Origin of the sequence: Nocardia sp. NPDC019323, assembly GCF_044389845.1 — a bacterium.
GTDB lineage: Bacteria > Actinomycetota > Actinomycetes > Mycobacteriales > Mycobacteriaceae > Nocardia > Nocardia implantans.
The window spans coordinates 228,792-250,098 of the sequence record NZ_JBIRYN010000001.1 but is presented as its reverse complement, the minus strand read 5'-3'; the positions used below and the strand labels follow the sequence as shown (position 1 = coordinate 250,098).

The window sequence follows — 21,307 nt, the reverse complement described above, 5'->3', positions numbered from 1 at the left end:
TCGCGTTCCCGCCGTACGGAACCCGGCGGTAGGGTCGGCGGACATGAAGGTACAACTGCGCCACAGTCCCGCCGCCGCCGTCGCGCGGTGCTTCCTCGCCGGGGGCGAGCCGATGCGGGTCGAGAGCGGCGCCATGGTGGCGCACTCGGCGGGAGTCACGTTGCAGGCCAAGGCCGAGGGCGGCATCCTGGCCGGACTCAAGCGGTCGGTGCTGGCGGGGGAATCGTTCTTCGTCTCGACGTTCACCGCGCCGCCGCAGGGCGGATGGGTCGACGTGGCGCCCGCGCTTCCCGGCGACATGCTCAATTTGCAGATCACGCCGGACCGGCCGTTCTTCATCAGCCGAGGGGGCTGGATCGCCAACTCGCACGGCGTGCAGGTGGAGAGCAAGTGGGGCGGTTTCGCCAATCTGTTCGGCGGCGAGGGCGGGTTCGGTCTGCGCGCGCACGGCGAGGGCGAGATCGTGGTCGGCGTGTTCGGCGCGATCGACGTGATCGATCTGCAACCGGGCGAGCCGATCACGATCGACACCGGGCACGTGGTCGCCTACGACCTGGCGATGAATTTCAGCATCCGGCGAGCGGTGTCGGGTCGATCGATCCAATCGTTGAAATCCGGCGAGGGCTTCGTCTTCGATTTCACCGGTCCCGGCCGGGTGCTGTTGCAGACGCGCAACCCCGGTGCGTTCGCCGCCTGGGCGGCGTCCGTCGCGTCGTCCAGCTGATCAGGGTCGCGTCCCGGCGTCCTCCGGTGGCCGGGCGCAGCTCAGCAGGTCGGTGATGAGCAGGCGAGTGTCCGGGACGAACGGCCAGTCCGGATCGGCCAGACGCGCCAGCAGCTCGGCGTCGGTCCACCACCATCCCGCGGCGATTTCGTCGGGTTGGTGGCGGATCGGCCCGTCGTAGCGCGCCTCGTACGCGAACAGGTGACAGCGCATCGGCCGCCCGGCCCACTCACCGTCCCAGGAGACCGTCGCCAGGGGTTGGGGGGAGACGGCGGCGAGGTCGGGCGTGACGCCCAGTTCCTCGGCCAGTTCGCGCACGGCCGTCCGGCGTGGCGCTTCGCCCGGCGCGACCACACCACCGGCGAGGCAGTCGTGCATGCCCGCGAAAACGAGCTTGGACTCGGTGCGGCGGTGCACGTAGACGCGCTCGCCGTCACCGGACCGCAGGAGCACGCCCGCGCTGGCGTGCCACAATCCGTCGCGGTAGACCGTTGACCGCTCGGCGGCGCCCACCGGGTTGCCCGCCGCATCGTAGACCGCGATCGTTTCGCCGCCCGGATCTCCGGCGTGGGGCGGCTCGCGATGACACGGCGGAGCGGACATGGGTCGAGAGTAACGTGAACACCGCACGCCACAGGGAGAGAGGATCGCCGCCCATGGTGCTTCCGCACGCACTGGCGAATTTCAACCGGCATGTCACCAACCCCACCGCGGGCCTGGTCGCGGGACGCGCGCCCGGCTTCGGCATCGTGCTGCACAAGGGCAGGAAGTCGGGACGGGCCTACCGCACCCCGGTCATGGTCTTCGAGCAGGACGGCGCCTACCGGATCGCGCTGACCTACGGCCGGGATGTCGACTGGGTCAAGAACATCCGCGCCGCGGGCGGTTTCGCCCTGGAAACCCGCGGCCATGTCGTCGAGCTGACCGACCCGGTCGTGCGGCATGACCCGTCCGCCGCGTGGGCGCCGCTCGGTGTGCGCCAGGTGCTGAAGACGATCTCGGCGGACTACTACGTCGAGGCCCGTCCGGCGGACTGATCCCGTCCCCGCTTGTCCGCCGTGCACCGGCAACAGCGTCATCGCCGCACCGCGCTCCCATCGCGCGGGTGCGTCTATTCGCCGGTGTGGCTCAGCACCGCGGGAGACAACCCGAACGTCCGGCGGCAGGTGCGGGTGAGGTCAGCGCCGTCGGAGAAGCCCGCCGCGTGCGCGGCCGTCGTGAGATCGTCTCCGGCCAGCGCGCGGGTGCGCGCGATGTGCAGCCGCAGCCACAGGATGTAGCGACGCAACGGAATTCCCATCTGCTCGGTGAACAGGTGGGACAGCCGGGGCGCGGGAATGCCCAACTGCCGTGCGACATCCGCGCCGCGCACCGACCCCGTGCGCACCAGAGCGGGCAGCAGTTGCAGGGCCGCCGTGATCACCGCGTGCCGCTCGCCCGGGCCCGCGGCGCCGTCCTGGGGCAGCAGATCGTCGACGACCGCGGTGACCTGCGCGGTCAGATCCCCGCCACCGGCGGTGATGCCCAGGTTGTCGGCGTCGTCGACCCAGCCGTTGAGGTGGGCCCTGCGATCGGCCGCCGCGCCCGCGGCCGTCTCGGGGTCGAGGTAGACGGCCGTGCCGTGCGCGGCGCCCACGTCGATCCGGTGCGGCGCGTCGGTCGGCACGATGACGTGGGTGCCCTGCCTGCGGACACCGCTACCGTCCACCACCACGATCGGCGTGCTCGCGGCGACGATCTGCACCGCGTGATGCGCGTGCAACTCCGTGGGACCGATCGATCCGGCGAAGGCCAGCACCCCCGGCCGCAGCAGCGCGAGACCCGCCCGCGCCGGTTCGTCCGCCGCGCTCCCCGGCGCCGTCGAGAAGCCGTTGGTGACCAGAGCCTTCATCATGGGATGCTCCCGGCTGAGACACTCGCGCTGAATCCTGGGATGAGCGTATCGGTTTGAGCCGGGTGGTATTCCCGATTCCTCCGATTACCGCCGGTCAGCTCTCGGTGACCTCGACGCCGCGCCAGAACGCGACGTAATCCTTGATCTGTGCCGCCTTGGTCTTCGGCTCCGGGTAGTACCAGGCGGCGTCGGGGTTGCTGTCTCCGTCGACCACCACGGTGTAGTAGCTGGCGGTGCCCTTCCACGGGCAGTAGCTGTGCGTGTCGGAGGGCTGGAAGAACTCGGGCCGGATCGAGTCCGGCGGGAAGTAGTGATTGCCCTCGACGATGATGGTGTCATTGCTGGTCGCGAGGACGCGGCCGTGCCAAGTTGCCGTTGCCATACTTCGATTCTGCCCCGGTCCTACCGGTGGGCGGTGGCCGAGCAGGTGCGGCCGGAGGCCGAGATCACTCGCGATGGCCGGGCCGGTGGAGTTCGACGGCCAATGCCACGAGTTCGCTCAGGTACGCGCCGTCCGATCCGGCCCGCCGCGTCGCTTCGGCCAAGGGGAAGGTACGCACCTCGAGGATCTGCTCGGCGTCGTCCGGATTGGTCGGGTCGGAGTCGAGCACCACATCCGCGGTGCACCACAGCCACGCCTTGTGCGGATGCGGCTGCCACTCGCGATGCGGTGCGCACCTGTTGCTCGTCGCGTGATGCGCGCCGATCCATCGGATCGGGCCCACCGGGCGTGCTCCCGCCTCCTCCCGCAGTTCGCGGCGCACGCACGCGTCGATCGACTCGCCGCGTTCCCTGGTGCCGCCAGGGATCAGCCAGACATCGCGGTCGTCACGGCACAGCACGATCTCGTCGCCGACGAAACAGACGACGTGGATATTGGTGACCAGTCCGTCGGACGGGAGCGTGGTGGAGAACCGCACATCCAGGTCGCCCCACGCCCAGTGGGCCGGTGTGTGCAGCAAGGGGTAGCGATCGGCGAGCGTCACAGCACGACGGTAGCGGTCGCCGAGCGACGTGTCCGCCGGATCGCCGCGGCTGCGACTAGTGCAGGGCCGCAATGGAATCGGCCTGTCCGCATCCCGGTGTTCAGCGTTCCCTGGCCAGCGCCCGGTAACTCACGTTCCAGAACCACTCCACCGGTCCCCGCTCGAAGCGTCGCAGCCACAGGTGCGCTCCGGACGCGATGATCAGCGCCACCAGCACGTAGACACCGATGGTGAACGGGACGCGGTCGTCGGCCGAGACGCGCGCGGCGAGTCCGAAACCCCAGCCGTAGCAGAGCATCGATGCCACCAGGTTCTGCAGGATGTAGCAGCTGAGCGCGGTGCGGCCGATCTCGGCGAAACGCCGCCCGGCGAAACCGGGGCGGGGGCGTCGCAGGTACCACTCGGCGACCGCGGCCAGAATGCCGAGCGCGACGAACGGGGCGCTGCCGTACCGGGTGAACAGGATGAGGTCGCCACCGCCCAGGATCCCGACGCCGAGGTCGATCGGCGCGGCTATCCCGAAGCCGAGGACCATCAGCCGCTTGCGCAGCCGCGCGCCATCCGGGGCGAACACACCCGCCCGGAACAGCCGCGCGCCGGTCAGGAACAGCGCGACCGACATCGCGAAGACGAAGATCGTCTCCGCCCGGAACAGCCCGGCGTTGCCGAGGCGGAACAGCGCCAGCTCCCAGAACGAGCCGTCGGCATAGGGATTCGGGTCCAGCGCACGACGCGCCGCAGCACCCTGTCGCGGCGCGAACGCCAGAGCGAGCGCGATCAGCGTCAGCAGCGCCACGTGCACGGCCGCCGCGCCGACCAGCCAGCGCCGCCGCGCCCGCTCACCGGTGGCGAGCACGAACGCGACCACGAGCCCGGTCACCGCGTAACCCATCAGGACGTCGAACTCGGCGACGAAGACGAAATTGACCAGACCGTCCAGAAACAGCAGTCCCGCGCGCCAGGGATACTTCCCCGGCCAGCGGCGCCCTGCCTTGCCGGCCGAGCGTTGCTGGATGGCGAGGCCGACGCCGAACATGATGGTGAGCAGCCCGAGGAACTTGCCCTGCGCCACCTGCTGGAGCACGCGCTCGGTCCAGGTCCATCCACCGGCCGGCGCACCCAGATCGTGCAGATAGCCGATCAGCCCCTCCGGGTTGGTGACGATCCAGATGTTGGTGGCGAGCGTGCCGAGGATCGCGATCCCGCGCAGCACGTCCAACGCGACGAGCCGGGCGGGTTCCTGCGGCGGCTCGAGCGCCGGACGGCGCTGCTCGGTGGTCTCGACGGGGCGGGCTGCGGTCGACTCGGACATGTCCCGACTATCGCGCCGACCTGCGCCGCGACGAGTCCTCCGGAAGTACCACCTGCGGTATGACATTGGACTCCGCCGGTCGCGGCGGGTCCGGCCGGTTGCGTGACCTAGGCTCGATGCCATGCAGCGCATCATCGGAATAGAGGTCGAATACGGCATCTCGACCCCGACCGAGCCGTCGGCCAACCCGATCCTCACCTCGACCCAGGCGGTCCTGGCCTACGCCGCGGCCGAGGGCGTGCCGCGCGCCAAGCGCACCCGATGGGACTACGAGGTGGAGTCGCCGCTGCGCGACGCGCGCGGATTCGACCTGAGCCGGATGAACGGGCCCGCGCCGGTGATCGACGCCGACGAGGTGGGCGCGGCGAACATGATCCTCACCAACGGCGCCCGGCTCTACGTCGACCACGCCCACCCGGAGTACTCCGCGCCCGAGGTCACCGACCCGCTGGACGCGGTGATCTGGGACAAGGCGGGCGAGCGGGTGATGGAGGCCGCCGCGCGGCACGCCTCCAGCGTGCCGGGGGCCCCGCGGCTGCAGCTGTACAAGAACAACGTGGACGGCAAGGGCGCCTCCTACGGCACCCACGAGAACTACCTGATGAGCCGGGACACGCCGTTCAACCAGATCATCGTCGGGCTCACGCCGTTCTTCGTGTCCCGCCAGGTGGTGTGCGGGTCCGGCCGGGTCGGCATCGGCCAGTCCGGCGACCACGCCGGCTTCCAGCTGTCCCAGCGCTCGGACTACATCGAGGTCGAAGTCGGCCTGGAGACCACGCTCAAGCGGGGCATCATCAACACCCGCGACGAGCCGCACGCCGACGCCGACAAGTACCGCAGGCTGCACGTCATCATCGGCGACGCCAACCTGGCCGAGATGTCGACCTACCTGAAGGTCGGCACCACCGCCCTGGTCCTCGACCTGATCGAAGCGGGCGAGGACCTGTCGGATCTGCAGCTGGCGCGCCCGGTCACCGCGGTGCACACGATCAGCCACGACCCCACGCTGCGGGCGACCGTCGCGCTCGCCGACGGCCGCGAACTCACCGGCCTCGCGTTGCAGCGTGTGTACCTGGACCGGGTGATCAAGTTCGTCGACCGCACCGGCAACGACGACAAGCGCGTGCAGGACATCATCGAGAACTGGGCCATGGTGCTCGACCTGCTCGAACGCGACCCGATGGAGTGCGCGAACCTGCTCGACTGGCCCGCCAAGCTGCGCCTGCTCGAGGGCATGCGCAGCCGCGAGGGCCTCGGCTGGGCGGCCCCCAAGCTGCACCTGATGGACCTGCAGTACTCCGACGTGCGCTTGGACAAGGGTCTCTACAACCGCCTGGTCGCGCGCGGCTCGATGAAGCGGCTGATCACCGAGCAGCAGGTCCTCGACGCCATGACCAATCCGCCCACCGACACCCGCGCCTACTTCCGCGGCGAGTGCCTGCGCCGCTTCGGCGCCGACATCGCGGCGGCCAGCTGGGACTCGGTGATCTTCGACCTGGGCGGCGACTCCCTGGTCCGCATCCCCACCCTGGAACCGCGCCGCGGCACCAAGGCCCACGTCGGCAAACTCCTCGACGGGGTGACCACCGCCGCCGACCTGGTGGAGCAGCTGACGACGTAAACCACACGGGCGCCACCGCGGGTTTCGAGCGAAGCGAGATCGGGCATTGTCCGTTCGCGGCTCGAGCCACAAGGGGGCCGCGAACACTCGGCGCCGCAGTCGCTGCAAAATCGACACAGCGCCGAAGGCGCTGCCGAACCAACACCGCACACAAAATAGGCACGCTGTCGGTGCTGGTAGGTAGTGTTGAGGGACGAGCACGGACAATGCTCATGATCGGGATCGTGCTCACCATGTGTTCCGGTCATGATGAGGACAGAGGAGGTCGGCTGCCATGGCACAAGAGCAGACCAAGCGCGCCGGGGGTGGCGACGAGGACGAGGGCCCCGACGGTGTAGACGCCGCCGGTCAGGAGCGCCGCGAGAAGCTGGCGGAGGAAACCGACGACCTGCTCGACGAGATCGATGACGTGCTCGAGGAGAACGCCGAGGACTTCGTCCGCGCGTACGTGCAGAAAGGTGGCCAGTGACAGTCGGTGACCCCTCGCGTCTCCACCTGGGGTACGCCCTTTCTTCCTTCTCCGACTATCTCCGTATGCATGCACCGGATCTGTTGCCAGGCAACAGGTTCGCCCAGGGTGCCGCCGGAATCCCCGGCGGCACTTCCGCGAAGGAGATCGCTCCGCACGGCACCACCATCGTCGCGGTGAGTTATCGCGGCGGTGTGCTGATCGCCGGCGACCGGCGCGCCACGCAGGGGAACCTGCTGGCCAGCCGGGATATCGAGAAGGTGTACATCACCGACAGCTATTCCGCGGCAGGCATCGCAGGCACCGCGGGTATGGCGGTGGAGATGGTGCGGATCTTCGCGGTGGAGCTGGAGCACTACGAGAAGTTGGAGGGCGTGCCGCTGACCTTCGACGGCAAGGCCAACAAGCTGTCGAAGATGGTGCGCGAGAATCTGCCCGCGGCCCTGCAGGGTCTGGCGGTGGTGCCGATGCTGGTCGGCTACGACCTGGACGCCACCGATCCGGACAAGGCGGGCCGCATCGTTTCGTTCGATGTGGTGGGTGGACGCAGCGAGGAGCGTTTCGGGTACGCCGCGGTCGGTTCCGGCTCGATGTTCGCGAAGTCTTCGCTGAAGAAGCTGTACGCCAAGGGACTCGATCAGGACCGCGCGTTGCGCATCGCCGTCGAGTCGCTGTTCGACGCGGCCGACGACGACACCGCGACGGGTGGCCCGGATCTGGTGCGCGGCATCTTCCCGACGGCGATCGTGATCGACGAGGAGGGTGCGGTCGAGGTGGCCGAGTCGCGGCTGGCGGAGATCACCCGCGGCATCGTCGCCGACCGCGAGGCCGCCGAAGAAGGGAGCGCCTGATCATGACGTTGCCGTACTACGCGTCGGCCGAGCAGATCATGCGCGACAAGACCGAGCTCGCGCGCAAGGGCATCGCTCGGGGGCGCAGCGTCGTGGTCTTGACGTATGACAAGGGTGTGCTGTTCGTCGCCGAGAACCCCTCCGCGACGCTGCACAAGGTGAGTGAACTCTACGACCGCATCGGGTTCGCCGCGGTCGGGAAGTACAACGAGTTCGAGAATCTGCGCAGGGGCGGCATCCTGCAGGCCGACATCCGGGGGTATCAGTACGACCGCCGCGATGTCACCGGCCGCGCGTTGGCCAACGCCTACGCGCAGACTCTCGGCACGATCTTCACTGATCAGCTCAAGCCCTACGAGGTGGAGATCTGTGTGGCGGAGGTCGGTTATCCGGAACAGGCCGCGCAATCGGTGCTGTACCGGATCACCTTCGACGGGTCGATCGTGGACGAGCGGGAGTTCGTGGTGATGGGCGGCACGACCGAGCCGATCGTCACCGCGTTGAAGTCGTCCTACCAACCGGGCCTCGACCTGGCGTCGGCGGTCGGCGTCGCGGTGCGCGCGCTGCAAGCGGGCGTCCCGGAAGGCGCGGAGAAGGAGAAGCGGGTGCTGGGTGTGAGCTCGCTCGAGGTCGCGACCTTGGAGCAGGCGCGTCCACGCCGGGCGTTCCGGCGGGTGCCCAACGCGGCGCTGGAGCGTTTGCTGAACCCGGCGGAAGCCGCCGAGCAGCCCGCTGCGGACCAGTCCGGCTCCGAGTCGGAGCAGGACAAGCCGTCGGCGAAGGAGACTCCGTCAGCGGAGTGATCCGGCGGGAGTGATCCCAGCGGCGACGAGTTCGACGGCCCGCGAACCACGGCAGGTTCGCGGGCCGTATCGACATGTCCGGTGCCGGACCGAACCGTGCATCCTCCGGTGAAACCGGCGTTCCACCCGGCCGAATTCCGACAAAGCGGGCCAAATCGTTGTGAAGACGTATGCATCCGGGTTGTTCGGTGCCCCACGCAACACGCCGACATGGCTGTAATGTCGATGGTGTGCAGCGACGAATTATGGGGATCGAGACCGAGTTCGGTGTGACATGCACCTTCCACGGTCACCGTCGACTGTCCCCCGACGAGGTGGCCCGGTATCTGTTCCGCCGGGTGGTGTCCTGGGGCCGTAGCTCGAACGTGTTCCTCCGCAACGGTGCCCGGCTCTACCTCGACGTCGGGTCGCATCCGGAGTACGCGACCGCGGAATGCGACAACCTGGCGCAATTGGTGACCCACGACCGTGCGGGCGAGCGGGTCCTCGAAGAGTTGCTGATCGACGCCGAGCAGCGTCTGGCCGAAGAAGGCATCGGCGGCGACATCTACCTGTTCAAGAACAACACCGACTCCGCGGGCAACTCCTACGGCTGCCACGAGAACTTCCTGGTGGTGCGGGCGGGGGAGTTCTCCCGGATCTCCGACGTGCTGCTGCCGTTCCTGGTCACTCGCCAGCTGATCTGCGGCGCGGGCAAGGTGCTGCAGACCCCGAAGGCCGCCACCTTCTGCCTGTCGCAGCGTGCCGAGCACATCTGGGAGGGCGTCTCCTCGGCGACCACGCGCTCGCGGCCGATCATCAACACCCGCGACGAGCCACACGCCGACGCGGAGAAGTACCGCCGCCTGCACGTGATCGTCGGCGACTCGAACATGTCCGAGACCACCACCATGCTCAAGGTCGGCACGGCCGCCCTGGTGCTGGAGATGATCGAGGCGGGCGTCTCGTTCCGCGACTTCGCGCTGGACAATCCGATCCGCGCGATCCGCGAGGTCAGCCACGACCTGACCGGTCGTCGTCCGGTGCGCCTGGCGGGCGGCCGGCAGGCCAGCGCCCTGGACATCCAGCGCGAGTACTACGCCCGCGCCGTGGAGCACCTGCGCAATCGGGACCGCGATCCGCAGATCGACCAGGTGGTGGACCTGTGGGGCCGCACCTTGGACGCGGTCGAGGCGCAGGACTTCGCGAAGGTCGACACCGAGATCGACTGGGTGATCAAGCGCAAGCTGTTCCAGCGCTACCAGGACCGCTACGGCATGGAACTGTCCGATCCCAAGATCGCCCAGCTGGATCTGGCCTATCACGACATCAAGCGCGGACGCGGCGTCTTCGACCTGCTGCAGCGCAAGGGCCTGGCCAAGCGCGTCACCGAGGACGAGGCCGTGGACGCCGCCGTCGACACCCCGCCGCAGACCACCAGGGCGAAGCTGCGCGGTGACTTCATCACCGCCGCCCAGGAGGCCGGCCGCGACTTCACCGTCGACTGGGTGCACCTGAAGCTGAACGACCAGGCGCAGCGCACCGTGCTGTGCAAGGATCCGTTCCGCTCGGTCGACGAGCGCGTCGATCGCCTGATCGCGTCGATGTAATCCCCAGCGCCTGCGGCGCTGGGTGTTCGCGGCCCTCTTGTGGCTCGCGTGTGCGCGGCGCCGGGCCGGGAACGGCGGATGCTCGGTCTCGCTTCGCTCGAAGGTCGTCGTTGGGGTGCGCTGGGGCTTCGGTGCCTGAGGTTGCGCCTGCGTGCATGATCGAGACATGATCATCGCCTTCTCCGTCACACCGCTCGGGACCGGCGTCGACGTCGGGCGCGCCGTCGCGGAGGCGGTCCGCGTGGTGCGTGCCAGTGGACTGCCCAATCGCACCGACGCCATGTTCACCACCATCGAGGGCGAATGGGACGAGGTGATGGCCGTGGTGAAACAGGCGACCGACGCCATCCTCGCCGTCGCGCCGCGCTGCAGCCTGGTGCTGAAGGCCGACATCCGCCCCGGCGTGACGGACGCGATGACCGCCAAGGTGGAGAAAGTGGAGCGCTACCTGGCCGAAGGCTGAGGACCCGCGCGTTCCAGCCGAGCCGATGGTCCACCTCCGCAGCGCGGTACCGACCCTTGTCGCTGCCGCGCCCGGTCCGCTCCTCGGACGCGAATCCAAGGCCAAGGCCGCCACCGCGAAGTCGTATTCCAGCCGAAACGATTGCCCGAGGGGCAAACGCCGAGGTCGGGACATGCATCTTCCAGCGTGCCCAACGCACCTCGACTACGCCTTTCGAGCGAAGCGAGACCGAGCCTGGGCCGCGAACACGCCGCGACGAAGTCGCGGCCAAAACAACACAGCCTGGCCGCGCAGATTACCCTCTATCGGGTGGCGATATCCAAGGTCGAGCGGCTGATGAATCTGGTCATCGCGCTGCTGTCGACCCGGCAGTTCCTGACCGCCGAGCGGATCCGGGAGAGCGTGGCCGGCTACGAGGACTCCGCCAGCGACGAGGCCTTCAGCCGCATGTTCGAGCGGGACAAGAACGAACTGCGTGATCTGGGCATCCCGCTGGAGGTCGGTCCGGTGAGCCGGTACTCGACGGTGGAGGGCTACCGGATCAACCGCGACGCCTACGAGCTACCCGACATCGACCTGACCGACCAGGAGGCCGCCGCCGTCGCGGTGGCCGTGCAGATGTGGGAATCGCCGGAATTGGCCGCCGCCGCGGAAGGCGCGCTGCTCAAGCTGCGCGCGGCGGGCGTGCACGTGGAAACCGACGCCGCCGTGGCATCGGTGCCCGCGGTTCCGGCCCGCGCTCGCGGCTCGGAACCCGTGCTCGGCAAACTCCTCGCCGCGATCGACGCGGGCCAGGCGGTGCGGTTCGAGCACCGCGGCGCGATCAACGCCCCCTATCTGATGCGCGACGTCGAACCCTGGGGCGTCGTCACCCATCACGGCCGCTGGTACCTCGTCGGGCACGACCGGGACCGGGACGCGGTGCGCAGCTTCCGGCTGTCGCGCATCGGCGACGATGTCACTCCGTACGGCCCGCGCAACGCCGTCCACAAGCCGGAGGATCTCGATCTGCGCGCCATCGTCGACCAGGTCACCAGCACCGCGCCGGTCAGCGGCACGGCAACGGTGTGGGTGGCCGAAGGGCGCGGACGGGAGATCCGCAGGCTCGGCCAGGTGACCGGGGAGCGCGTCGTCGGCGGCCGTGCGGGCACCGTGGTCGAGCTTCCGGTGCGATCCCGGGATTGGGTGGCCCGGCTGATCACCGGGCTGGGCCCGGACGCCGTGGTACTCGCCCCCGAGTCGCTGCGTGCCGATGTCATCGCGCGGCTGCGTTCGGTCTTCGACCGCACGGAGGTGCGGGCATGAGTTCACGGCTGTCGGTCCGGCTGTCCCGGTTGCTGAACATGATCCCGTACTTCATCGCCCACCCGGGCATCAGCGCCGCCGAGGCCGCCGCCGATCTGGGCGTGACCACCAAGCAGTTGATGAGCGATCTCAATCAGCTGTGGATGTGCGGACTGCCCGGGTACGGCCCGGGTGACCTGATCGACTTGTCGTTTTCCGAGGAGAGCATCGAGGTCACCTTCTCCGCGGGCATCGATCGTCCGCTGCGACTGACCTCCACCGAGGCGACCGCCCTGCTGGTGGCGTTGCGCTCGATCGTCGACATGCCCGGCATGGTCGACCCGACCGCGGCCCACGCGGCCATCGCGAAGATCGAAGCGGCGATCGCGGGCGGCGCGGAATCCGCCGGGAACGGGAGGTCGCGCACCCCGCCGCAGGAAGCGCCCGCGGTGGCCGCCGTGCGGTCGGCGCTGGCGCTGGGCCGGGCGCTGCGGCTGGTGTACTACTCCGCCAGTCGTGACGTGGTGTCCGAACGCATCGTCGATCCGATCCGCATCGTCCTCGTGGACGACAACAGCTATCTGCAGGCCTGGTGCCGACAGGCCGAGGGAGTGCGGCTGTTCCGCTTCGACCGGATCGAGGCCGCGACCGAACTGGCGGAGCCGGCCCGGCCGCCCGTGCACGCCACCGACGCGACGGCGGGCCTGGACCTGTTCCAGGACGATCCAACGGTTCCTCTGGCGCGTTTGCGGATTCACGCCGACTACGCGTGGGTTCTGGATCAGTACCCGATGCACCGGCTGGCGGTGCATCCCGACGGCAGCCTGGAGGCGACCATGCGGTTCGCCACGCTGGACTGGATGGCCCGCCTGCTGCTCGGTTTCGGCGCAGGCGTCACCGTCCTCGGCCCGCCGGAGCTGGTGGCGGCGGTGCGCGAGCGGTCGAACGCCGCGCTGGCCGCCTACGAGGAAGCCGGATATCCGGAGGCCGGATGAGGAAGGCACAGGCCCTCCCGGCATGAACAGTCGTGTGCTGGTGGTGGGCGCGGGCAGCATCGGCAATTTCGTCGGCGGCAAGCTCGGCGTGGCGGGCGCGGAGGTCACCCTGGTCGGCCGCAAGCGGGTGCTGGACGAGCTCGGCGCGTCCGGGCTCCGGCTCACCGACCTCGACGGCGGTGACGAGGCGCTGCCGCCGGACCGATTCCATCGCGCGACCGAACCCGACGACGTCGGCTCGGCGGACCTGGTGCTGGTCACGGTGAAATCGGCGGCGACGGCGGAGGCGGTGCGCGAGCTGGCGGGCAAGATCCGGCCCGGCACCGTGGTGCTCAGCCTGCAGAACGGCATCGGCAACGACTCGGTGATCCGGGAGATCCTGCCGCACTGCGTGGTGCTGGCCGGAATGGTGATGTTCAACGTCGTGCACCACCCCGGCGGGCATTTCCATCGGGGCACCGAAGGCGGTCTCGCGGTACAGGACGATCCGGCCCTGGCGCCGTTCCTCGACGTGTTCGAGCGAGCGCGGCTCGGCTTGCGCCGGTACCCCGACCTGCGCCCGGTGCAGTGGGCGAAGCTGCTGCTGAACCTCAACAACCCGATCAACGCGCTGTCGGGGCTCCCGCTGCGGGAGGAACTCGCCGACCGGGACTACCGCCGCTGTCTCGCGCTGACCCAGCGCGAAGCGCTCGCGGTGATGAACAAGGCGCGAATTCGCCCCGCCCGGCTGACGCCGCTGCCGCCTCGGGTGATGGCGGCGCTGCTGACTGTGCCCGACGGCTTGTTCCGGCGGGTAGCCGGCCAGGTGCTGGCGATCGATCCGGTGGCGCGTTCGTCCATGGCCGACGACCTCGAACTGGGTCGTAAGACCGAAATCTCCTGGCTGTGCGGGGAAATCGTCGAACTGGGCGCGATGGTCGGGATGCCGACGCCGGTGAATCAGCGGCTGACCGAATTGATCGTCGCGGCCGAGCTTGGCGGCAGGCGCGTGTGGAGCGGAGGGGAGCTGCTCGGCCAGTTGCGGACCGCCACGGCGGGCGGCGGGCCCGAACGCGGGACGAACGAGCGGTGACGGCGGCGTTCGCGCACGTCACCCTCCGGTAGCATCGAAACATCACAGTCTTGGGAGGTAGATCATGGGCAGTCTGAGCATCTGGCACTGGCTGATCATTGCGGTGGTCTTCGTGATGTTCTTCGGCGCGAAGCGGATGCCCGACGCGGCCCGCAGCTTGGGCCGGTCGTTGCGCATCTTCAAGAGCGAAGTCAGTCAGATGCAGAACGAGAGCAACGCGCCCGCGGGCGGCGCGCAGGCTCAGCAGCCCGCGCCGCAGTTGCCCGCCGCACAGCAGTCGACGCCGCAGGCCACCGAGTCCCGCACCGAGCAGAAGTCGGTCTGAGCGGAGCCGCTCGCGCCGGAGTGAGGAACAGCTCACTCCGGACTCAGTGCTGTTGCCGAGCCGTGCGAGGCACGTGACCCCAGGGGCGATCACCAACCATGCGAATCCCGTTCGATCCGCGGCGCAGTAAGCGCAGGACCAATCCCGACGGCACCATGTCGTTGGTCGAGCATCTGCAGGAGCTGCGGTACCGGTTGCTGGTGTCGATCGCGGCGGTGATCGCGACGACGGTGCTGGGGTTCCTGTGGTACGCGCACGGGTTCCTGGGGATCGAGAGCCTCGGTGAGATCCTGCGCGGGCCGTATTGCTCGCTGCCCTCGTCGGCCCGTGCGTCGCTGACCCCGGACGGCGAATGCCGTCTGCTCGCGACCGCGCCGTTCGAGCAGTTCACGCTGCGATTGAAGGTCGGCTTGACCGCGGGCGTGGTGCTGGCGGCGCCGATCTGGCTGTATCAATTGTGGGCGTTCATCACCCCCGGGCTGTACGCGAAGGAACGCAAGTACGCGATCGGGTTCGTGTCCTCGGGCACGGTGTTGTTCGCCGCGGGAGCGGTGCTGGCCTATGTGGTGATCGCGCACGCGTTGAGCTTCTTGCTCACCATCGGCGACAACGTGCAGATCACGGCGCTGAGCGGGTCGCAGTACTTCTCGTTCATCATTCAGTTGCTGATCATCTTCGGGGTCAGCTTCGAGACGCCGTTGCTGATCGTCGGGCTGAACCTGGTGGGCGTCCTGACCTACGAGCGCCTCAAGGCGTGGCGGCGGGGGATCACCTTCGGCTTGTTCGTGTTCGCGGCGATCGTGACGCCGCAGGATCCGTTCTCGATGCTGGCGCTGGCCTTGGCGCTGACGGTGTTGTTCGAGGTGGCGATCCAGTTCTCCCGCGTCAACGACCTGCGCAGGGCGCGCAAGGAGCGCGAGGATCTGGCCGCGCTGTCGGACGAGGAGGCCTCCGAACTCGGCGCACCGGAGCCGATCGATCCGGCCGGGTCGATCGGTACGCCCGCGGAGAAATCCACACGACCGGTGTCGGACTACTCCGATACGCTCTGACGAGTGACAGTTGACCGGTCGCAGACGGGCGAGTTGGCCGTATTCTCCGCCGAACTGAAGTTCCGGCTGGATCCGTTTCAGCGCGACGCCTGTGCGGCGCTCGAAGAAGGCCACAGTGTCCTGGTCTGCGCTCCCACGGGCGCGGGTAAGACGGTGGTCGGCGAGTTCGCCGTTCACCTGGCGCTGGCGGCGGGCGGGAAGTGCTTCTACACCACGCCGATCAAGGCGCTGTCGAACCAGAAGTTCGCCGACCTCACCGAGCGCCACGGCCGCGACAAGGTCGGACTGCTGACCGGCGACCAATCGATCAATCCGGACGCGCCGGTGGTCGTGATGACCACCGAGGTGCTGCGCAACATGCTCTACGCCTCCTCCGACGCGCTGCGCGGGTTGTCCTACGTCGTGATGGACGAGGTGCACTACCTCGCCGACCGGTTCCGCGGCGCCGTGTGGGAAGAGGTCATCCTGCACCTGTCCCCGGATGTGCGGCTGGTCAGTCTCTCGGCCACGGTGAGCAACGCCGAGGAGTTCGGCGCCTGGATGGAGACCGTGCGCGGCGACACCGCCGTTGTGGTCGACGAGACCAGGCCCGTGCCGCTGTGGCAGCACGTCATGGTGGGACGGCGGATGTTCGACCTGTTCGACACCAAATCCACCGAGCAGAAGGTCCTCGTCGACGAAGACCTGGTGCGGTTCATCCGCCACCGCGAGGCGGCCGACCGGATGAACAGCTGGGGCTCCCCGCGCAACGGTCGCGGCGGCCCGCGCCGGGATTTCCGCCCGTTGCCGCGGCCGGAGGTGCTCGCCAAGCTGGACGAAGAGGGCCTGCTGCCCGCGATCACGTTCATCTTCAGCCGGGCGGGTTGCGACGGCGCGCTCGCGCAGTGCGTGCGCTCGCGGCTGGACCTGAGCCGTCCGGAGGAGCGCGACGAGGTCGACGCGATCATCGACAAGCACACCGGCGATCTGCCCAAGACCGATCTGGAGGTGCTCGGCTATTGGGAGTGGCGCGAGGCGCTGCACCGCGGTCTCGCGGCGCATCACGCCGGGATGCTGCCCGCGTTCCGGCACACCGTCGAGGAACTGTTCGTCAACGGGCTGGTGCGCGCGGTCTTCGCCACCGAGACGCTGGCGCTCGGCATCAACATGCCCGCCCGCACCGTGGTGCTGGAACGGCTGGTCAAGTTCAACGGGGAGTCACACGCGGAGCTCACGCCGGGGGAGTACACCCAGCTGACCGGGCGTGCGGGGCGGCGCGGCATCGACGTCGAAGGCCACGCGGTGGTGCTGTGGCAGCCCGAGGTGGACACCAGCGCGGTCGCGGGCCTGGCCTCGACGCGCACCTATCCGCTGCGCAGCTCGTTCCGGCCGGGCTACAACATGTCGATCAACCTCATCGATCGGATGGGCGCCGACGAGTCGCGCGCCCTGCTGGAGCGATCGTTCGCCCAGTTCCAGGCGGACCGTTCGGTGGTCGGGCTGGTGCGCGGCATCGAACGCAACGAGGGGGCCCTGCGCAAGCTGCGCGGCCAGCTCGGCGGCGCCGAAGGCGGATTCCTCGAGTACCTGTCGCTGCGTGAGCGGATCAAGCAGCGGGAGCGGCAGCTGGCCCAGCAGAGCCGTGCCGACCGGCGTGGCGCGGCGGTGGACGCGCTGGGCGCACTGCGGCGCGGTGACGTGGTGGCGATTCCGTCCGGCCGCCGCGCCGGGCTGGCGGTGATCCTGGAGCCGGACGCGACGCCGGGCGATCCGCGTCCGCTGGTGCTCACCGAGGACAAGTGGGCCGGACGGGTTTCGGTCGCCGATTTCCCGGTGCCCGCCGAAGCGCTCGGGCACATGCGGCTGCCGCGCCGGGTGGATCACCGTACCGCGCGCACCCGCCGCGATCTGGCCTCGGCGCTGCGCAGCACGGGCATCTCGGTGCCGGGCAGGCCACGCCGCGGCAGGCACTCCGCCGCGGCCGACGACCGCGAACTTGCCACGTTGCGCCGCAGTCTGCGCGCGCATCCGGCGCACTCCCGGCCCGATCGCGAGCAACTGGCCCGGATCGGCGAGCGCTACAACCGGCTGCTGCGCGAGACGGAGGCGATGCGCCAGAAGGTTGCCGCGACCACCAACTCGCTGGCGCGCACGTTCGACCGGATTCTCGGTCTGCTGGAGGAACGCGGATTCGTGCACGAGAGCGAGGTGACCGCGGACGGACGCCGGTTGGCGCGCATCTACGCCGAAAGCGATCTGCTGGTCGCCGAATGCCTCCGGAAGGGACTGTGGCGCGGCCTCGGCCCGGCGGAGCTGGCGGGTGTGGTCTCGATCCTCGTGTACGAATCCCGCCAGGAGGGCGGCTATCTCGGCGCGTCCGGACCGACGGCCCCGATTCGTCGCGCGGTCGGCGCGACCATCGGCGTGTGGTCCGAGCTGCGCTCGGACGAAGCGCGGCACAAACTGCCGCCGACCAGGGAACCCGATCTCGGCTTCGTCGACGGCGTGTACAAATGGGCGCGCGGCGATGGATTGGCCGAGTCGTTGCTCGCCAGCGGCGATCAGGGCGCGCCGCTGTCGGCCGGTGACTTCGTGCGCTGGTGCAGACAGGTGATCGATCTGCTCGATCAGATCCACGGCACCGCCGACGATCCCGAGGTCGCCGCGACCGCCGCCAAGGCGGTGCGGGCGATCCGGCGAGGTGTCGTGGCGGTGGACGCCGCCTGAGCGGCGCGAGCTACGGGCGCGCGGCGGGCGGCAATAGCAACACGGCGGATTCGATTGTGATTTGATTTCTTTCGCGTACCGACCGTGGCGGAGTAGTCGTGTCATGCGACGAGGCCCACGCGGGGGGCTACCGTGTGTACAACGATGCGAGTGGAGGCAAGCAGATGAGCGGCCCGTACGGACCGAACGACCCCGGGGAGGGACGCAACGATCCCACCCAGCAGTGGGGTGGACAGCAGGCGCCGGGCGGGGCCGGTCCCACGCAGCAGTGGGGCGGTCAGCCGCAGACCCCGGCCTCGGCTCAGCCGACCCAGCACTGGGGTGACCAGCAGCAGTGGGGCCAGCCCCAGCAGCAGTGGGGTCAGCAGCCGCAGCAGCCCCAGCAACCGCAGTGGGGCCAGCAGCCTGCCCAAGGCCAGCAGCCGCAGTGGGGCCAACCGCAGCAGCAGGACTGGGGCCAGCAGGGTCAGCAGCCGCAGTGGGGGCAGCCGCAGCAGCAGCCGCAGTGGGGTGCTCCCGGTCAGCAGCCGCCGCAGCAGGGCGGCAAGAACAAAGGCCTGATCATCGGGCTGTCGGTGCTCGGTGTCGCGGTGGTCGGCGCCATCGTCGCCCTCGTGCTCGTGTTGACCGCCAAGGACCAGCTGGACCAGGCCGCCGTGCAGGACGGCGTGAAGAAGGTGCTGTCGGACTCCTACGGCATCCAGGACATCAGCGACGTCTCCTGCCCGTCCGGCCAGGAAGTCAAGGTGGACGCCACCTTCGAGTGCAGCGTGAAGGTCAGCGGCGAGGCCAAGAAGGTGACCATCAAGATCACCAAGGACGACGGCACCTACGAGGTCGGCCGCCCCAGCTGAGGTGGGAGGTCGGTTTTCCAGCGCCTTCGGCGCTGGGGATCCGGCCGTATCGCACTCTTCCAACGCCCCGCGTGATTCGTGCGACGCGCTTGCGGGTCAGGCGGTGCGGGCCGCTAGTGCCGTGATCAGGCGTGTGACCGGACTTTCGGCGTTGTAGGCGGTGGCGAGGGCGCGCAGGCGGTCGGGGTCGGCCGGTTCGGTGCGGAGGACGTCGTCGCGGGACAGGGTGACCTCGGCGTCGCGGACCACCCGCACGACCGGTGCGGCGGCCTTCAAGTAGTCCTCGGCGGCGCGCAGCTTGGCGCGCACGCCTTGCGCCAGGTCGGCGCCGGGATCGTCGACGGCGGCGACCAAGGCGTCCAGGGAACCGAAGCGGGAGATGAGAGTGGCGGCGGACTTCTCGCCGATGCCTGCCACGCCGGGCAGGCCGTCGGAGGCGTCACCGCGCAGCGTCGCCATGTCGGCGTAGGCCGGGCCCGCGTTGCGCAGCGGCACACCGTACTTCGCCGACACCTCGGCCGGGCCGAACAATTCCGCCTTTGCCAGCCCGCGCCCGGCGTAGAACACCCGCACGGGGGGTGCGGGTTCGTCCCGGACCAGTTGCAGCAAGTCGCGGTCGCCGCTGACCACGACCACCTCGTCGGCGCGCTCCCTGGTCGCCAGGGTGCCCAGCACGTCGTCGGCTTCCAGGCCTTCGGCGCCGCCGGTCGCGATCCCGGCGGCGTCGAGCACCTCCAGGATCATCTCGACCTGCGGGGTGAGCGTGTCGGGAACGGTCTCGGCGCCGGGCGCGGCCTCCGGCGAGGTGTCCAGCCGGTGTGCCTTGTAGGACGGGACCAGTTCGACTCGATACGCAGGCCGCCAGTCCAGATCCAGGCACACGACCAGCCGGCTGGGGGCGAACCTGGTGATCAGCGACGCCACCATGTCGGTGAAACCACGCAGCGCGTTCACCGAGCGGCCGTCGGGCGCGGTGATCTTGTCGGGGATGGCGTGGAAGGCGCGGAACCACAGACTGGCTCCGTCCAACAGCAGCAGGGGCCCACCGGAAGCAGAGGTCACGGGCTGAGGCTACTCGGTCGCACCGACACCGCCCGGCGAAGTTGGGCGTTCGCCGGGCGGTCGCGGCGGGTAACGTCGGACGAATGAGCGCGCATACGGATTCGAGGTTCGCGGCGGACGTCTACGGAGCACGGCTGGAGCGGGCGGTGGAGCTGATCCGGGCCGCCCACCTGGATGCCATGCTGATCACCCCCGGCCCGGACCTGCGCTACCTGATCGGCTCGGCGGCCGAGTCGTTCGAGCGGCTGACCTGTCTGGTGATCCCGGCGGACGGAGCGACGCCGTCGGTCGTGATCCCGAAACTGGAGCTGGCGTCGCTGGAGGCCTCGGCGGCGGGCGAACTGGGGCTGCAAGTGCTGGAGTGGGTCGACGGCACCGACAACCCGTACGCGCTGGTGAAGTCGGCGCTGCACGTCGGTTCCCGGGTGGCCGTTGCCGACGTCATGCCGGCTCTGCATCTGCTGCCGCTGGCCGAGTCGTTCACCGGTCTTCCGGTGTCGGCCACACCCGTCCTGCGCGAACTGCGCATGATCAAGGATCCGGCCGAGGTGGACGCGCTGCGGCGGGCGGCCGCCGCGATCGACCGGGTGCACGCGCGCATGGGCGAGTTCTTGCGGGCCGGGCGCACCGAGGCGGAGGTCGGCCGCGACATCGAGGACGCGATCGTGGCCGAGGGGCATACCGAGGCGGCGTTCGTCATCGTCGGCAGCGGCCCGCACGGAGGAGACCCGCATCACCGCGTGTCCGAGCGCCGGATCGAGACCGGCGACGTGGTGGTCATCGACATCGGCGGCTCGGTCGAGCCCGGCTACTACTCCGACTCCACTCGCACCTACGTCCTCGGCGAGCCCGATCCGCAGGTGGCCGCCCGATACGCCGAACTGGAACGCGCGCAGGCCGCCGCGGTCGCGGCGGTCCGCCCCGGCGTCACCGCGGCCTCGGTGGACGCCGCGGCGCGCGAACCGTTGACCGAAGCCGGTCTCGGGCACGCCTTCGTGCATCGCACCGGGCACGGCATCGGCCTGTCGGTGCACGAGGAGCCCTACATCGTCATGGGGAACGATCTGGTCCTGCGGCCCGGCATGGCATTCAGCGTGGAGCCGGGCATCTACTTCCGCGGCGAGTGGGGTGCGCGCATCGAGGACATCGTGGTCGTCACCGACGACGGCGGTGAATCGCTGAACCAGCGGCCGCACGGCCTGATGGTGCTGTGATCGACGGCTGACGGCGAGCGATGACGGCGCA

The 21,307-nt window shown here is 69.4% G+C and carries 22 protein-coding genes; 16 read left to right on the top strand and 6 right to left on the bottom strand.

The window, feature by feature from the left end:
* The first annotated feature begins 43 nt into the window (after window positions 1–43).
* On the top strand, window positions 44–724 hold the full coding sequence (locus tag ACH49X_RS01135) for a TIGR00266 family protein (RefSeq protein WP_195080044.1): 681 nt from the start codon (window positions 44–46) through the stop codon (window positions 722–724).
* Here ACH49X_RS01135 and ACH49X_RS01130 read toward each other — a convergent pair whose 3' ends face one another.
* Window positions 725–1,327 carry an NUDIX domain-containing protein gene (locus ACH49X_RS01130; RefSeq protein ID WP_357207251.1) on the bottom strand — a complete coding sequence of 201 codons (603 nt, stop codon included), beginning with the start codon at window positions 1,325–1,327 and terminating at the stop codon, window positions 725–727. It abuts the gene before it with no gap.
* Between the two features lie 53 nt (window positions 1,328–1,380).
* Between ACH49X_RS01130 and ACH49X_RS01125 the strand changes: the two genes are divergently transcribed.
* Window positions 1,381–1,761 carry a nitroreductase family deazaflavin-dependent oxidoreductase gene (locus tag ACH49X_RS01125; RefSeq protein WP_195080042.1) on the top strand — a complete coding sequence of 127 codons (381 nt, stop codon included), beginning with the start codon at window positions 1,381–1,383 and terminating at the stop codon, window positions 1,759–1,761.
* Window positions 1,762–1,835: 74 nt separating this feature from the next.
* On the opposite strand, the gene ACH49X_RS01120 is transcribed toward ACH49X_RS01125, so the two are convergent.
* The 4 genes from ACH49X_RS01120 to ACH49X_RS01105 form a co-directional block, all read right to left on the bottom strand.
* On the bottom strand, window positions 1,836–2,615 hold the full coding sequence (locus ACH49X_RS01120; RefSeq protein WP_195080041.1) for an AraC family transcriptional regulator: 780 nt from the start codon (window positions 2,613–2,615) through the stop codon (window positions 1,836–1,838).
* 97 nt (window positions 2,616–2,712) lie between these two features.
* On the bottom strand, window positions 2,713–3,000 hold the full coding sequence (locus ACH49X_RS01115) for a DUF427 domain-containing protein (RefSeq protein WP_195080040.1): 288 nt from the start codon (window positions 2,998–3,000) through the stop codon (window positions 2,713–2,715).
* Window positions 3,001–3,064: 64 nt separating this feature from the next.
* A complete protein-coding gene (locus tag ACH49X_RS01110; protein ID WP_357207253.1) occupies window positions 3,065–3,604 on the bottom strand; it encodes an NUDIX domain-containing protein in 540 nt (179 codons plus the stop codon).
* A gap of 100 nt (window positions 3,605–3,704) precedes the next feature.
* Window positions 3,705–4,916: a DUF418 domain-containing protein gene (locus ACH49X_RS01105; protein WP_357207254.1), complete on the bottom strand. Its 1,212-nt coding sequence runs from the start codon at window positions 4,914–4,916 to the stop codon at window positions 3,705–3,707.
* Window positions 4,917–5,037: 121 nt separating this feature from the next.
* Here ACH49X_RS01105 and dop point away from each other — a divergent pair, with 121 nt between their 5' ends.
* The 13 genes from dop to ACH49X_RS01040 all read left to right on the top strand — a co-directional run bounded on the left by dop (window position 5,038) and on the right by ACH49X_RS01040 (window position 19,000).
* Window positions 5,038–6,537, top strand: a complete 1,500-nt coding sequence (gene dop, locus ACH49X_RS01100) for a depupylase/deamidase Dop (RefSeq protein ID WP_195080038.1) — start codon at window positions 5,038–5,040, stop codon at window positions 6,535–6,537.
* A gap of 274 nt (window positions 6,538–6,811) precedes the next feature.
* On the top strand, window positions 6,812–7,006 hold the full coding sequence (locus ACH49X_RS01095) for a ubiquitin-like protein Pup (RefSeq protein ID WP_014986166.1): 195 nt from the start codon (window positions 6,812–6,814) through the stop codon (window positions 7,004–7,006).
* Window positions 7,003–7,857 (top strand): proteasome subunit beta, encoded by an 855-nt coding sequence (gene prcB / locus ACH49X_RS01090; protein WP_195080037.1) that lies wholly within the window; start codon window positions 7,003–7,005, stop codon window positions 7,855–7,857. Before ACH49X_RS01095 ends, prcB begins: the two co-directional genes overlap by 4 nt.
* Window positions 7,858–7,859: 2 nt before the next feature.
* The gene (gene prcA, locus ACH49X_RS01085; protein ID WP_195080036.1) at window positions 7,860–8,660 is read left to right on the top strand and encodes a proteasome subunit alpha; all 801 of its coding nucleotides are present in this window, start codon (window positions 7,860–7,862) and stop codon (window positions 8,658–8,660) included.
* A 230-nt stretch (window positions 8,661–8,890) separates the two neighbouring features.
* The gene (pafA, locus tag ACH49X_RS01080) at window positions 8,891–10,249 is read left to right on the top strand and encodes a Pup--protein ligase (protein ID WP_174186519.1); all 1,359 of its coding nucleotides are present in this window, start codon (window positions 8,891–8,893) and stop codon (window positions 10,247–10,249) included.
* A 166-nt stretch (window positions 10,250–10,415) separates the two neighbouring features.
* Window positions 10,416–10,712 (top strand): MTH1187 family thiamine-binding protein, encoded by a 297-nt coding sequence (locus tag ACH49X_RS01075; protein ID WP_195080298.1) that lies wholly within the window; start codon window positions 10,416–10,418, stop codon window positions 10,710–10,712.
* A gap of 309 nt (window positions 10,713–11,021) precedes the next feature.
* Window positions 11,022–12,017 carry a YafY family protein gene (locus tag ACH49X_RS01070; protein WP_195080035.1) on the top strand — a complete coding sequence of 332 codons (996 nt, stop codon included), beginning with the start codon at window positions 11,022–11,024 and terminating at the stop codon, window positions 12,015–12,017.
* Complete coding sequence (locus tag ACH49X_RS01065) at window positions 12,014–12,991, top strand: YafY family protein (protein WP_357207256.1); 978 nt, start codon at window positions 12,014–12,016, stop codon at window positions 12,989–12,991. Before ACH49X_RS01070 ends, ACH49X_RS01065 begins: the two co-directional genes overlap by 4 nt.
* 22 nt (window positions 12,992–13,013) lie before the next feature.
* Complete coding sequence (locus ACH49X_RS01060) at window positions 13,014–14,063, top strand: 2-dehydropantoate 2-reductase (protein WP_357105813.1); 1,050 nt, start codon at window positions 13,014–13,016, stop codon at window positions 14,061–14,063.
* A gap of 64 nt (window positions 14,064–14,127) precedes the next feature.
* Window positions 14,128–14,388 carry a Sec-independent protein translocase subunit TatA gene (tatA, locus tag ACH49X_RS01055; RefSeq protein WP_195080032.1) on the top strand — a complete coding sequence of 87 codons (261 nt, stop codon included), beginning with the start codon at window positions 14,128–14,130 and terminating at the stop codon, window positions 14,386–14,388.
* A 98-nt stretch (window positions 14,389–14,486) separates the two neighbouring features.
* The gene (tatC, locus tag ACH49X_RS01050) at window positions 14,487–15,440 is read left to right on the top strand and encodes a twin-arginine translocase subunit TatC (RefSeq protein ID WP_195080031.1); all 954 of its coding nucleotides are present in this window, start codon (window positions 14,487–14,489) and stop codon (window positions 15,438–15,440) included.
* Window positions 15,441–15,443: 3 nt separating this feature from the next.
* Window positions 15,444–18,146, top strand: a complete 2,703-nt coding sequence (locus ACH49X_RS01045; RefSeq protein WP_357105817.1) for an RNA helicase — start codon at window positions 15,444–15,446, stop codon at window positions 18,144–18,146.
* A 164-nt stretch (window positions 18,147–18,310) separates the two neighbouring features.
* Window positions 18,311–19,000: a DUF4333 domain-containing protein gene (locus tag ACH49X_RS01040; RefSeq protein WP_195080029.1), complete on the top strand. Its 690-nt coding sequence runs from the start codon at window positions 18,311–18,313 to the stop codon at window positions 18,998–19,000.
* Window positions 19,001–19,096: 96 nt separating this feature from the next.
* Here ACH49X_RS01040 and ACH49X_RS01035 read toward each other — a convergent pair whose 3' ends face one another.
* The gene (locus ACH49X_RS01035) at window positions 19,097–20,062 is read right to left on the bottom strand and encodes a 5'-3' exonuclease (protein WP_357207258.1); all 966 of its coding nucleotides are present in this window, start codon (window positions 20,060–20,062) and stop codon (window positions 19,097–19,099) included.
* Window positions 20,063–20,145: 83 nt separating this feature from the next.
* On the opposite strand from ACH49X_RS01035, the gene ACH49X_RS01030 reads away from it, so the two are divergent.
* Entirely contained in the window at window positions 20,146–21,276 is a 1,131-nt protein-coding gene (locus ACH49X_RS01030) for a Xaa-Pro peptidase family protein (RefSeq protein WP_195080027.1), read from the top strand.
* Window positions 21,277–21,307: the final 31 nt, after the last annotated feature.